Here is a 13,055-nt window from a genome sequence, read left to right on the forward strand (position 1 = left end):
TAGAAAAAATTGCGCAAAGTCTTTTTTGATTCGGTTTTTTCGCATCTTTGGCAGCGAAATGCAATCAAAGTTAATCGCGTAAAGCCGTGAACCCTTCCCTTTATCTGATTCTCGCCGGGTGGCTTTCCGGCATGGGTATCCTGGTGTATGTGGTGATCAACCGCATGCAGCGAGCAGCCCACAAACGGGAACAGAATAAGCGTTTGGCGGCTCTCAAACCACCTGCCCCCGGGCAGAATCATGAGTCGCTGCCACGCACCACGTACCGGCTTGAGCCAGAGCTTCCCCCTAATCCCACCAAGCAGCCTGACAAGTATGCTGAGTACCTGGAGCAGCAGTCCAAGTGGACCCTGTGGCAGCAGCTGAAGAACCAGCCTTTACCGGAGGCCTAGCCTCCATTTCACCTCCTTTTTTTCACCATTTACCCTTTCTCACATTTTTTCATTTTTTCCCAATTACCATGAACAACGTTCTAAGCAAAATCACTGAGGCCTGGAACCGGGCACAGGGAGCTACCGCCACCGTGGTGGCTGATGCAACCGTCGCTTTTAACAAGGCGCATTTCCAGTCACACAACATGACCAAGTGGGACCGCCGCATTTATGGCACCCTGATGGTACTGGGTGGCTTCATCGGGCAAGTGAATGCCCAGACTGGCGGCGTCAGCTCCACGCTGACTTCCTTCAAGGCCACGGTGCTGCTTATCGCGCAGGGCATCTTCGCCGTGTTCCTGATGATCGGCCTGGTTAAAACCGCCAAGAAGTTCATCGGTGGCGAGCCGGACGCCATGACCAGCATGATGTGGCTGGCCGGCGGCGTGTTGCTCTTCTGGGGCTTCAACTCCCTCAAATCTCAAATCGTGGGCAACACCGGCAACAGCGGTGGCGGCGGTAACGTGGAATAATGAACGCAGTAGGGCGGCACCTGCGCCGCCCTACTTCTCTTCTTTTTCATAAGCACGTTCGATGCGCTCCTACAAAAGCATTGAAAGGCCGGCCCAGGTTCTCGGAATGGATATCCAGAGCCTGGGCCTTGTTTTTGGCCTTGTCATCGGTGGCGGGATGCTCCTGGCCCTGCTCAGCATGGGCACTACGATTAATCCGCTCATCTACCTGATCCTGATTCTAACGGCGGTGGGCCTGTTTTTCACGCTGCGATACCTGAATAAGCACCGCCCCCCCGGCTTTCTGATGGGCTACGCCAGCTACCATCTACGCCAACCTAAACGCCTCACCATAGGCATTCACCATGTTCAAAAGCAAAAAGGTAAAGCAGGGCGGGCTAAGTGATGCCCTCCCGGTATATCTCTACGACAATCATAAGCTAGTCCTGAAAGACGGTCGGGTTGGAGTGGCTTTCAAGCTTACTCCCGTGGAGATGGAGCTGTGGGACCCCGACCAGTATACGGCCTGCCACGTCGCGTTCCAGGCGGCGCTGAAGGTGCTGCCGCCCGGCACGGTCGTGCAGAAAACCGATGTGTACTATGACCGGCCCTATGTCCATCCGCCAGCGCCAGGCCAGTACTTCAGCAGCCGCATGGGCCAGTATTTCGGCAACCGTATGGTGCTCTACCATTCGCCTTACCTATTTCTGAGCTTCGCCCCGGTGTCGTCCAAGTCAAGTGGTAAACCCAGCGGCAAAAAGGAAAAGCCTCCGCGCCCGGTTTCGGCCCTGAACGCATTGATCAACAATGTGGATCAGAAGCTACCGGATAACCCCTTCGAGTCGGTTACCCAGACGCTGGCGCTGGCCGACCAGTATACCCAGGAGTTTATTCAGGCCATGCGGGGCATACCGGATATTACGCTGGAGCGGATGGATGAGCACCAGATCCGCGCCCTCTACCTGCAGTTCCTGAACCTGGACTTTGACCGACAGCCCCAGCATTACGAACGGGAGTTGTACAACGAAGTGGGTACGCTCGCCGTCGGGGAGCAAAAAGTTTCCTGCGTGAGCCTGACGGGCCAGGGCCTGCAGATGTTTCCCTGCGTGCGCAACAACTATGGGGTGACTTCCCCCATGCTGTACCCGCTCACCCATTTTCTGGCAATCCCGCACATCCTGACCCAGTCTATCCAGGTGGTTGACACGAAAGCGGAGCTGGAAACCCTGGACCGCGACAAGACCATCAATAAATCGCTCTCCAAGCTGGCCACGCAGGATAATCACTTGCGTGTAGCGGAAATTGACGCCTTCTCGGCCGAAGTGCGGGCCGAGGGCAAACAGCTTTGCAAGCTCCACGTCAGCCTTCTGACCTGGGAAACGCAGGATGCGTTGCGGAAAGAAAACGTGGAGAAGGCCGCCGCTGCCATGCGCTCCATGTTCAGCTCAGAAGCGGCCGTAGAGAATTTCCTAACGCTGCCCCTCTTCTTCGCGGCCCTGCCCTGCAACGGGTATCAGGTACCAGACCGCTGGCTGCCGACGACCACGGACCGGGCGGCCTGCTACGTGCATTGGACCACAACCTTTAAGTCCGCCCGCACGGGGGAATACATCTGCGACCGCTTCCGCAACCTGGTTCGCATCAACCTGTTTGATGTCACCCAGGATAACCAGAACAGCATCACGATTGGCCCCTCCGGCTCGGGCAAGAGCTATACTATGGGCAATTTCATTGCCCAGCGGTATGAGAACGGCGCGCGGCAGATCATTATCGACGTGGGCGGCTCTTACCGCAATACCTGTCAGTCACTTAACGGACCGGATTTCGATAAGTCCTACTTCGAATACGACCCGGCCAATCCAATTGAGTTCGCGCCCTTCTTTGTGCCGCGCGATGCGGAAAATAAGTGGCTGTACACCGATGAAAAGCTCAATTTCCACCTGGCCCTGCTGGCGGCGCTGTGGAAGTCGGGCAAAGACGGCGTGCTGACTAAATCCGAGCGCGCGATTCTCTCCCGCTTTCTGCAGGACTACTATGCCACGCTCAACAAGGACGACAAGCTCGGCCACCACGATGAGAATTACCCTGGCATGCAGAGCTTCTACAACTTCGTGCAGGACTACCACGAGCGCATGACCGTGCGACTGGACGCAGCTGAGCTGGAGAAGCTGGACCCGTACCTACTCAAGCAGCGGGAGCAATACCGCAAGGACTCGGCCTACATCCAGATGGACGAGTTTTTTCTGGTACTGGGTGAATATGTGGAAGGGGGGCGTTACGCCAAGGTGCTGAACGCGAAGCTCGACGTGGATCTGTCGGACTACCGGCTGATCTGCTTTGATATGCTGCGCGTGAAGGCCGACCCGACGCTCTACCCGGTAGTGGCAATGCTTATCACGGAATTGTCGCTGGATCTGTTCCGCAAGTTCCCGCATGACGTGAAGTATATCCTGATGGATGAAGCCTGGTCGATGCTGAGCGGAGCCCTGGAGGACTTTATCGTGAACATGTACCGCACCATTCGCAAAACGAATGGCTCCATCGGTATCATCACCCAGGGGATAAAGGAAATCGTGGAATCCCCGATTGGCTACACGCTCATCGACAACTCGGCCACGAAAATTATCCTGCGCCACACCAACGAGGCCAGTTTGGAGCGCCTAGAAAAGCCAATGGGCTTTACTTCGCACGAAATGAGCCTGATCCGCTCTATTCAGTCCGGGGAGGGCTGGCGGCAGTTCCTCATCAAGCAGGGTCCCGTCGCCAAGATTTACACCTTGGAAGCGGCCCCGGCGCTGAACGCTATTCTCAGCTCGCGGGCGGCCGATCGCAACCTGCTTAACAGCCTGGTAACCCATTACCAGCGCCGCCTGCCGGTGGCCGTGCTTGACCCGCAAACCGGCCGGCCGAAGATCGGCCCGGATGGCTTGCCGGAATACTCCACCATCATTGAGCAGCGCCTTGATTTCGCTGTGGATGAGTTCGTTTCCTCCACCTCAAAATAACCTGCTATGCTCCTTACCCTACTTCTTTCGGGCATCGGCGGGGACCTGAATGTTCAGATCTCCCAGGCTGCGTACGACATGACCCGCAACGTCATAGTGCTGTTGGTTTCCTCCGTGGTGCCCATCATGATGACGATTACGCTAGTCACCACGATTGGCCGGGGGTATCTAAGCGGGCAGTCGCTGCAGATTGACTTGGCCCCATTATTCAAAATCCTGTTCATCGCCGGCTTTCTGCTTTCCTATCGGACCCTTATGCCAAAAGTCGGTGATTCAATTTACTGGATCTCGCGGGCCGTGACGGGTAACGGGGCACAAGCCCAAGCTTATGCGACGCTGGAAAGCCTGAAGCCTCAGCCACCTGGTGCCCCGGCCCCGCCGACGCCGGGATCAGTGGCAAACGGCACGCAGGATCAGCCCTCGGTTATCTCCGGTCTGGCCAATGAAATAGCCTCCATTGCCGGCTCTATATCAGGGTTCTCGATGCGCCAGTGGCTCCTGGAGCTGGCCACGGGTACCATTGCTCAGCTGATTCAGGTTTGCATGCTGTTTATCCAGGCTTTCCTGGCAGGTTTTCTATTCGTGGTCGGCCCCATAGCATTCACCCTCTCCATGCTGCCTGGCTGGGGAGGGTTGATGAAGTCCTGGTTTCAGTCGTTTCTGAGTGTGAACTTGTGGACGGTGACGTTCGCCATCATAAATAAGCTGTTCGCGCAGTATTCGGCTGCAATGGCGGCGTTGGCGGCTTCTAAGATTACCACCGTCGATCAATACTTTGCCGCCTACGCCTCCGATGGACAGTACCAGGTAGCCTGCATTATTTTTATTGTCATGTACCTGATGGTGCCCTACATGACCTCGCTCATTGTAGGTTCCTCTGCAGCTCAGAGCTTCGTCGGGGCAGCAGCTGGCCTGGTTGCCTCCCGCGCAGCTATGGGTGCCGGCAAGGCCGTGGGCAGCGCCGTCGGTGCTGCCGGCAACGGCGTTTCAACAATGGCCGGGGCTATGGCCAACGACCTGCGAGGGGCCGGTGGGGCCATCAATACGGCGATGGGTGGTTTTGGTGGGTTTGGCGGGGGCGGAGGCGGCGCAGCCGCTGGGGCCGCCGCTGGTAGCGCCTCAATGGGGGTTGCCCCAATGATGCCCGGCGCGGGGGCCGTGAGTGGTTCGGCCCGCACGGCGAACAGCTACGCCAACGCTGGCTACTCTCCGCCCTTGGCTGCACTTGGTGCACCGTCTTCGTCACCGGGCGGATCGGCCGGGGCTTGGGGAGCCGCGGCGCCCTCCAACCCAGGTGCACCAAACCACATTGTCAACCTGGGCAGCAGCAACACCTTACGGGGCACAGCCTTCGGTACGGGTCAGGTGGGGGCTGCTCCGCCATCCGCCGGCGCTGGCTCCTCGGCGCAGGCGGCGCTGCCAGCGCCGCCGACACTTTCGGCTCCTTCCTCCACGGGCGGAAATCGCTCCCAGGGTGGTTCCGACGATGGTACCGGCGCCGTCGATGTCACTAGCGGCCCAGGGGGCGGCAAGCCTCAGCCCCCAACGATGATTGCCCCTGGCCTAGGCCATAGCGGTTCCGGCGGCTCCTTCTAGCCGCTCTCACTCATTCTCTTTTCACCCCTGGTAACCTGGGCATTCGGGAAGAAAGGCTCCAGGCACCCTTACTCAACACAAAATGGATTCTATTAAAGACTTAAATCAAACCTACACCTCCATGCGTCTGGTGGCGCTGGCGGCCGTTGCCCTTGCCATTTTGACTATACTGGTGGCCGGCTCCCTGGTGTTTCACGCCTATGGCATCGTTGGCCAGCGGGTGTATGTGGTCGGTAACAGTGGTACGACGCAAATGGCACTGGCCGATTCGCCCGAAGATCATACGCAGTATGAGATGCGCAACCTGGTCCGCACGTTCGCGCTGAATATGTTTGGCCACGACCAGTACACGTTCAAAAACAATTTGAACACGGCCCTTCCGCTTATCGACGACATGGGCGGTCGCCGCTTGTACGATGGCTTCAAGAAAGGAGCCGTGCTCGACAACTACATCAAGTTCGGCGCCCGGACCACGGCCACCGTGGATAGCATCGTGCTTGATACAAACTCTCTGCCCGTGAAAGGCAGACTCTACATCCGGCAGAAAGCCTTTATCGGTGACCGCCAAAGCAAGTCGCTGCCGATGGGCATGAGCTTCGAGCTGACGAACACTCACCGCAGCAACTTCAATCCGTTCGGGATTATGATTACCCGGTTCGACTACATTCCCTACAATCCGGAGGCCTCTGAGAAGGAGAAACGGGTGCTGCAGGCGCAGAAGGACCGCGACGATGCCTTGCTTCAGCAGGCCAAAGCCGAAGCGGAAGCAGCCCAGAAAGAGGCTGCTCAATAAGCCATTGCTCCCCCGGGGCCTGAGAGCCCCGGGGCCATCACTCACTCTTTACGGTCACTCTCGTGAAACTTTATATCCTGCTCGGTCTGGGATTACTTGCAGCTCCCGCCGTTCACGCGCAGCGTCGCGCGCAGCCGCTGCCGGCCCAGCTTTCCGTTTACTCGCCCTCATCATCGGCGGCGCCTGCAGCAGGCCCCGCGGGTATGCACACGGGCGGCTATACCTCCGAAGGTCAGCATTTCACTATGCAGCGCCTTGCCCCTCCCCCGCCGCCCACCCCGCCTGGTGCTACTGCTACGGCTTTGGACATTGCCGTTTCGGACAGTTCAACGACGTACCTCGTGTTTCCCGGTACGGTGTCACTGGTGGATGTCGGCATGATGGATAACTACCTGGTGAAGATTGAGGCTAACTCGGTCTTTATCCGGGGTCGCAAAAACGCCTCAGCTCCTACGCCGATTATGGTCCGGCATGGCAGCAAGTACTGGATTGGCCGGCTGGTCACCGTCAAGCGCCCGGTGCTGACGTTGTATGATTTCACGAAGCCGGGAGCATTGAACCCGCCCCCGGCCCCGGCGGCGCTTACTGGAGCGGACCTGCTCGGCAGCCCGGATGCTATTGTCGGGGATGTACAGGTAGATCTGAGCGGCGACGTACAATCCACGGATGGAGGTTTGCAGACCGGCACTGGCGCGGTCCTGCAGGAAACCTCTACCGGGGTCGGACCCGACAACGAGCTGGCCATGGACCGGGCCGCGAGCAAGAAAGCCCGCATCAACGCCTTGCTGCGCCGCCTTGATCAATACAGGGATGAAATCCATAGCGTGGCCATGGTAGACAACCGCCTGTCGTTCTCCCTGACCAATGTGCGCAATGACAAGCAGTTCACGTACATGCGCTTCAAGCTGGTTAATAACAGCAGTATCGACTACCAGGTAGATTTTGCCGATTTCACCCTGGTAGAGAATGACAAACGCCGATTCCTGGGGAAAAAACGCAATGAGGCCCGGCGCCCGATGATGCCGGCTGGCGGGCATCCCAATCAGCGAGTGAAAGGCAACTCTACCGGCTATATCTACTATGCTGTGCCGTTGTACGCGGCCACTAATGAGGGTCACCTGGCGGTCGGCCTGCGTGAGTTAAGTGGAGCGCGGGCTATCCAGCTGCGCGTGCCCAGCCACGTGATCAATACGGCTCCAACGTTCATTCAATAAGCAGGTATGAATTCGATCGAAGACATGACCCCCATCGGCGGGGGACAGCCTACTCCCCCACCGGTGCCGGCCCCGGAAGTTGAAAGCCCGACCCCTGCACCGGAAGCAGCCGCTGCCGCACCTGCGGCGGCGGAAAAGCCAGAGAAAGCAAAGGTAGACTGGGGCCAGAAGCTGCTCGACAACAAGCTTACGGTTCTTATTGCATTGGTCGTCCTAATTGTGGGCGGTGTGGCCGCAATTTGGTTTTCCCTGGAAAGCGAGGCCGCCGTGCAGTCGCCTACGGCCGCTGCCTCGACGGAGCAAATGGATGCGCTTACTCAGTCGCCTTCGCCGCCCGATACAAAAGAACCCCTCGCGGCGGTCGATCAGGCAATGGCTGAAAACGCCCGGCCCGCCCAGCAGGAAGAATTAGCCCCGGAGGATCTGCTTACCAGCGGACAAACGGCGCCGGCCCGGCCTACTGAGCCGCAACTGACTCCGGCCGAACAAGCCGCCAACCGGGCCCGAATGGCCGATGCGGCGCGGGCGGCCAACACGGAGCAAGTGCAGGAAACCCGCCGTGACCCCTCCACGGGACAATACAGCCAGCAGACCGCTTCGCGTCAGCGGGTGCCGCTTAACAATGGCGCTGCTCCGCGGCGGGCGCAATGGTCGGCCACGTCCACGGGCAACCTGAATCAGGCAAGCGCCTATTCCCCCGGCCAACCCGGGATAAGGATGGGACGCCCTTCGAGACGAATGATGAGATTAACATGATGCTCCAGAACCTGCCCAAGGGCGTGCACGATAACTACGAGCGCATGACCGGGCGCCGATACCGGCCGCTGCTGGCCAGCCAGCAGCAGCAAGTCAGCGAGGCTGACATGCGCCGGGCCGAGATGGCCTACATACCTGGTATGGATGGGTTTAATACCGTTCGCTACCGGGGCAGCAACGCTAATCCGGCTGAGGAGGAAATGATCCTGCCCGATATTTTCTACCGCTGCAGTATTCAGGGTACCCAGGTGGTTCGCACCGGCTCGGTGGTTATGCTTCGACTTTCCGAGGAAGCCACTTTTGGGGGAGTAACCTTTCCTCGCAACATGATTTTCTCCGCCTTGGCTACGGTGGAGAGCAATCGGGTCACGCTCACCATTGATCGGCTCGGGCAGTACAAGGTGGGCGTTGAGGTATACAACTACAGTTACATGCCAGGCATCATGATCGACCCGGCTAAACGGGTGAAGCCCCAGGGCCAGGAAGGGCTGGGCAGTTCCATGATGCAGACGGGCTCACAGGAAATCAGCACGGCCATCATGCAAACCACGCAGGCCGCCAACTCCTGGAAGGGTATCGCCGGGCGTGCCGGCGTCACCATGCTGGGGCGTTTGCCGCGTGGTGGCGTGCGCCTGCGCGACGTGACACTGCCCGATGGCTACCCGGTACTGCTTACCCGCCCCGGAAAAATTGCCAGCGCTTACCAGCAAGGCGGCCTGACGCAAACTTCGGGTCCGATGGGCCAGGATGGCAACCCGATGCAAAGCCCGCTGATGCAGGGCGTTGGTCAGGGGGCTACCCTGGGCAGCCTGGCTATGACAACCTGCCCCCCGCCTACGCGACGCCTGAAGCTCCTAGGCGGTAACTCCTCTTTTTGCTGCTCTTCTCCTGGTTAGCCCGGCGTTACTCTAGGCGGCCCGTGAGTGCTCCGTCAGCTGGCCGGCGAGGGGCCGTTTTTTGTTCACCTAACCTTTCTACCCATGAAAAACTTTAAGAAAGCAGTAGTCGCACTTTGCTTCGGGACGGCGCTGGCCGTTACCCCGCGCCCAGCGGCGGCGCAATGGCTGACTACCGACTTGCCGCACATCGCGACCCAGGTTGCCGAGTTCGCCAAAAAGGCCCGTGACTGGGTTAAAACAGTTGAAAACTACAAAATCATCCAGGATGCCAGAAGCATTGCCGGCGTAACCAAGGATATATCCGGGCGCATCCGTGACATTACCGGCGAAGTCCGCTCGCTGACGGAGGACGGACTGTCGCTGCAGCGGCAGATCCGGGAAGACCTGAAAAAGGTAGTTGCCATCAAGGACCTGAAAATATCCAATATGCGGGACCTGAAAACGCTGGTAACCAACCTGGCCAACATCAAGCTGGGCCAGGCTTTGCCTTCCCTGGGCCAGGGCTCCAGCTTCGGGCAACGGTTGGCCTCGGCCACCGATGCTGATGCCGTACAGGTGAAGGAGATGTTCAACGTCGTATCGAGCACGTCAGGCACTCGGCGGAACGTACTGGAGATGCAGGAGCAAAAGGAACTGGCGGTGCTGAACACGCTGGCCCTGGAAAACAGCAGCCAGCAGGAGAAAGTGGCGATGGCTTTCCGCTACAAGAAAATGGCGGATGAAATGTCCGCCCAGGCCGTGGAGCTGCAGGACGGGCTGAACACGCCCAACAAGTTCTCGATGACGGATGGGGAACGGGTGCTGGCTCATGCCCGCGCAGCGGATAACATGGCGAAGGCCCAGGAATACCGGGAAAAAGCTGAATCGTTGCTCGCGGCCTCGGCTGTAAAGGGCCCGACGCAGCTGGCCACGGAGCAGGCCGTGTCGGAGCAGGTGTTTGTCGCCTCGATGCAGGGCATGCTGGAGACGCAGCACTCCAGCTTCTAACGCTGTGCTTCAACGAACCTAGTGACTCTTTTACTCTCAGGTACTAACTCTACATCTATGAACCCACTTCTGCGCGTCGCCCTTTTCGGCGCGGTTTGCATATTGGGCCTGGTGCGGCCGATGGCTGCCCATGCTCAGCGCGAGGTCAAGCATCTTAACAGCCTTACTCTGCAGTATGGCAAGGCCTCGGAAGGCACTTACTACCGATTCGGTTACTCGCGCTTCCTGTCCGATAAAGTCCGCTTCGACGTGGTAGCCCTACGCGAATCCGGTCGGGAAGATCACCCAAAAACGGGCCTCAATACCCCCTACTACGGGTATGACTTAGGCTTAGGAATCGCACCAAAGCTATTCCGCTTGGGGGAGGCCGTGTACGTGCACCTGCCGCTGCAGCTGCACGGGCGCTACGACCGAATGACTCAATCATTAACAGAGGCCAGCGGCGGCCACCGGGAAGTAACACAAGGGTTCTCGGCCGGGCCGGAAATTGGAGTTACGGCTGATGTGTACCTGACTAACTGGGTTTCGTTGTCGGGCCAGGCATCGCAGGGATACCTGGCCTTTCGCCCTCCCGTCACTAGCTGGCCGCGCTATTACGGCGGGGGGATACGCTTCCATTTTCGCTAAGAAACGGGTACCTTTACTGAGCTATGCAATAGCTTAACGGTACTGATGAAAAAGCCCCTTGGCCTATTGGTCAAGGGGCTTTTTACATTTCATGGGTATTAATACAGGTATCGGCCAGAGGCAAGCTATTGCCTCCTGCAGGACTTCCGTTGCCGGGGGTGAAAAGAAAGAACATACTGGCATGGCTGCGCCGGAAGCCGTTGCTTTGGCAAAACGACTGAAACTATGAATCCACATCGTCAAGTGCGGCTGCTACGCCAGAAACAAGGAATTACTCAGCAACAGATTGCCGATCATCTGTGCATGAGCCGCCCGGCGTTCAATAAGCTGGAGAATGGGAAAACCGGTATGGCCGTGGAGATGCTGCAGCGCATTGCGAAGTTTCTGCACGTGCCCGTTAGCCAGCTGCTACAGGGAATGCCTGAGCCGGCAAGCACAGCCTGGACCGACATTGATATGATGCTGGAAATGACTTATCACCATCTATCCTGGGACAAGCTGAAAGTTGTAGCCTATGATGATCTGACGCCGGCGCAATTGGCATTACTGGCAATAAAAGGGTTCGCCAGCCGCAATACCTATGAGGACACGCCTTTAGGAGGCCGCCTTTACGCCTACGGCCCCCAACACGTAGCTGATTTGATGCTATATAACTTGGGAATGTCCACCCTTTTTGAACAAGACCTGGTCAATTCCTCGGAGTGGAAACAGCGGTACCAGTTGTTCAAGCAGGCCCGCGCAGCGGGCCTTACGGAACCTGAACCCGAAGTGGATGAGCAGGAATACTTCGTTGTCTTTCATATCGGCTTGGAGATGCCCGACCGTACTGAAACATCCGTGCAGCTGGCGGAGCGCGATATTCCCGATGGTATGGATGAGCATGAGGCCTTGGAAAGGCTCATTCTCAAAGCCGGCGCCCTGGATGGCTACATCGGCGCCTTTTCACTTACTGGATACGATCCCTTCACTGAAATTGTCACTACGCTATAGGTGCCTTTTCCTCGCTACCAATTGTGGCCACTACGGTTCACATATAGCACCAACTTCGGGATTTTTAGCCCTTAGGGGTTTATCTCGTCTGTAGCCCTCTACCCTCTGTTACGCCAACGGCCTGTATTCACAGGCCGTTTTTTTGCGCCCTAATGCAACTATAATTAATCGCATTATCGCCTTGAAATAACTTACTTGCAACTAGAATTAATTGCGTTCACATTTTCCCCAAATCATTTATGCCTACGCTTCTCTCACCCTTCACGCTTTCAGCTCCGCCAGTATGGAAATGCACTCTACCCTAACCGCTGGCACCGACTCCTCGGGCCTACTTCCCTCCTGCCACTGGAGTTGGCAGGATCAACTGTTACCAGCTCCGCTTATAAGTCTTGACCTAGCGGAAGTCGTGGCCCTGGGCCTGCTCAGGCAGCAACCGGAAACGCGGGGTCTGGTAGGCATCAGCGTCGCGCAGGTCATCGAGACGCTACGTGCGGCGGGCATCTCGACCAGTTTGCTGCTACTAACTGGCCGAGACCAGCTCGTGCCTGACCTGGTGCTCCAGACCACGCCGGATGAAGCCGCCGCCTTCGACGCGCTGCACGCGCAGGTTCTGTGCGCACCGCAACCTGCCGAAGACCTGGAAGCAGCCACGTGGCTTCGCCAGCGCCGGTTATCACACTTACGTCTGCTGGCCATGGGCAAGGAATCCGCCCAGGTGTTCCTTCCGGACTTGGATGCCGGTTGGCAATCGCCCGCGACTGGGAAAGTAGTCCAGCCCTCTATGCTTCGTTGGTTGCTCCAGTCAACGCCCCTGCTATTGGCTGGGGCAGTGTCCATGGTAGTGTATATCTACAACGCCGGTCCAAGCCCTGCCTTATGGCCCCTTTTTCTGCTGCCCCTGCTCGGCGCGATGGGGTTTGGAGGCCTGCTGTTCCGGCGTCTCTCCTCCTACCGGCAGTCGGTTGCGCAGGCTTGGCTGGCCCGCCCCGCCCGTTTGCGTCCCAACTCGGTAGCGGTAGCACGAAACCTGGCCCGCCGCCCGTGGCAGCTGCTGTATCTGCCGGTCCTGCTGGTACTGGGCGCCTTCGTAGCGCTGCTGCTGCTGCTGGCCGGCTCTATGCTGACGACCATCAGCTCGATGACCCTACCCATCGCCGCGGCCGTGGTGCTGCTGCTTGGCCTGACCTACCGTTCGGGGCGCAAGTACCTGAACGAAACCCGTGAGCATATCCAGCTGCTGCCGGCGCCGCTGTTGCCGGTGAATCTGAGTGAGCTGTGGCTTCCCTATCTCTACTACTAGCCGCC

At 58.3% G+C, this 13,055-nt stretch carries 13 protein-coding genes; all 13 read left to right on the plus strand.

Annotated elements, in window-relative coordinates:
* The first annotated feature begins 86 nt into the window (after positions 1-86).
* A complete protein-coding gene (locus LRS06_RS21685; RefSeq protein WP_257873494.1) occupies positions 87-392 on the plus strand; it encodes a hypothetical protein in 306 nt (101 codons plus the stop codon).
* A 68-nt stretch (positions 393-460) separates the two neighbouring features.
* The gene (locus tag LRS06_RS21690; RefSeq protein WP_196957338.1) at positions 461-904 is read left to right on the plus strand and encodes a hypothetical protein; all 444 of its coding nucleotides are present in this window, start codon (positions 461-463) and stop codon (positions 902-904) included.
* A 106-nt stretch (positions 905-1,010) separates the two neighbouring features.
* Complete coding sequence (locus tag LRS06_RS21695) at positions 1,011-1,289, plus strand: hypothetical protein (RefSeq protein ID WP_257873495.1); 279 nt, start codon at positions 1,011-1,013, stop codon at positions 1,287-1,289.
* A complete protein-coding gene (locus LRS06_RS21700; RefSeq protein WP_257873496.1) occupies positions 1,249-3,888 on the plus strand; it encodes a VirB4 family type IV secretion system protein in 2,640 nt (879 codons plus the stop codon). The genes LRS06_RS21695 and LRS06_RS21700 overlap by 41 nt, the downstream gene beginning before the upstream one ends.
* A gap of 6 nt (positions 3,889-3,894) precedes the next feature.
* Positions 3,895-5,484, plus strand: coding sequence for a hypothetical protein (locus LRS06_RS21705; protein WP_257873497.1), 1,590 nt, complete (start codon positions 3,895-3,897; stop codon positions 5,482-5,484).
* A gap of 82 nt (positions 5,485-5,566) precedes the next feature.
* Positions 5,567-6,277 (plus strand): hypothetical protein, encoded by a 711-nt coding sequence (locus LRS06_RS21710; protein ID WP_196957334.1) that lies wholly within the window; start codon positions 5,567-5,569, stop codon positions 6,275-6,277.
* Positions 6,278-6,339: 62 nt separating this feature from the next.
* Positions 6,340-7,491: a conjugative transposon protein TraN gene (locus LRS06_RS21715; RefSeq protein WP_257873498.1), complete on the plus strand. Its 1,152-nt coding sequence runs from the start codon at positions 6,340-6,342 to the stop codon at positions 7,489-7,491.
* Positions 7,492-7,497: 6 nt separating this feature from the next.
* On the plus strand, positions 7,498-8,247 hold the full coding sequence (locus LRS06_RS21720) for a hypothetical protein (protein ID WP_257873499.1): 750 nt from the start codon (positions 7,498-7,500) through the stop codon (positions 8,245-8,247).
* Positions 8,244-9,143, plus strand: a complete 900-nt coding sequence (gene traM, locus LRS06_RS21725; RefSeq protein WP_257873500.1) for a conjugative transposon protein TraM — start codon at positions 8,244-8,246, stop codon at positions 9,141-9,143. The genes LRS06_RS21720 and traM overlap by 4 nt, the downstream gene beginning before the upstream one ends.
* A gap of 84 nt (positions 9,144-9,227) precedes the next feature.
* Entirely contained in the window at positions 9,228-10,133 is a 906-nt protein-coding gene (locus LRS06_RS21730) for a hypothetical protein (protein WP_196957331.1), read from the plus strand.
* Between the two features lie 57 nt (positions 10,134-10,190).
* A complete protein-coding gene (locus LRS06_RS21735; RefSeq protein WP_257873501.1) occupies positions 10,191-10,760 on the plus strand; it encodes a hypothetical protein in 570 nt (189 codons plus the stop codon).
* 225 nt (positions 10,761-10,985) lie between these two features.
* Positions 10,986-11,750 carry a helix-turn-helix domain-containing protein gene (locus LRS06_RS21740; protein ID WP_257873502.1) on the plus strand — a complete coding sequence of 255 codons (765 nt, stop codon included), beginning with the start codon at positions 10,986-10,988 and terminating at the stop codon, positions 11,748-11,750.
* Between the two features lie 289 nt (positions 11,751-12,039).
* Positions 12,040-13,050 carry a hypothetical protein gene (locus LRS06_RS21745; protein WP_257873503.1) on the plus strand — a complete coding sequence of 337 codons (1,011 nt, stop codon included), beginning with the start codon at positions 12,040-12,042 and terminating at the stop codon, positions 13,048-13,050.
* Positions 13,051-13,055: the final 5 nt, after the last annotated feature.

It is taken from the genome of Hymenobacter sp. J193, assembly GCF_024700075.1.
Classification (GTDB): domain Bacteria; phylum Bacteroidota; class Bacteroidia; order Cytophagales; family Hymenobacteraceae; genus Hymenobacter.

Coding starts and splice junctions, on each gene's coding strand:
- LRS06_RS21690 (WP_196957338.1), top strand. CDS start 461: ATGAACAACGTTCTAAGCAAAATCACTGAGGCCTGGAACCGGGCACAG.
- LRS06_RS21695 (WP_257873495.1), top strand. CDS start 1,011: ATGGATATCCAGAGCCTGGGCCTTGTTTTTGGCCTTGTCATCGGTGGC.
- LRS06_RS21700 (WP_257873496.1), top strand. CDS start 1,249: ATGTTCAAAAGCAAAAAGGTAAAGCAGGGCGGGCTAAGTGATGCCCTC.
- LRS06_RS21705 (WP_257873497.1), top strand. CDS start 3,895: ATGCTCCTTACCCTACTTCTTTCGGGCATCGGCGGGGACCTGAATGTT.
- LRS06_RS21710 (WP_196957334.1), top strand. CDS start 5,567: ATGGATTCTATTAAAGACTTAAATCAAACCTACACCTCCATGCGTCTG.
- LRS06_RS21720 (WP_257873499.1), top strand. CDS start 7,498: ATGAATTCGATCGAAGACATGACCCCCATCGGCGGGGGACAGCCTACT.
- traM (WP_257873500.1), top strand. CDS start 8,244: ATGATGCTCCAGAACCTGCCCAAGGGCGTGCACGATAACTACGAGCGC.
- LRS06_RS21730 (WP_196957331.1), top strand. CDS start 9,228: ATGAAAAACTTTAAGAAAGCAGTAGTCGCACTTTGCTTCGGGACGGCG.
- LRS06_RS21735 (WP_257873501.1), top strand. CDS start 10,191: ATGAACCCACTTCTGCGCGTCGCCCTTTTCGGCGCGGTTTGCATATTG.
- LRS06_RS21740 (WP_257873502.1), top strand. CDS start 10,986: ATGAATCCACATCGTCAAGTGCGGCTGCTACGCCAGAAACAAGGAATT.
- LRS06_RS21745 (WP_257873503.1), top strand. CDS start 12,040: ATGCACTCTACCCTAACCGCTGGCACCGACTCCTCGGGCCTACTTCCC.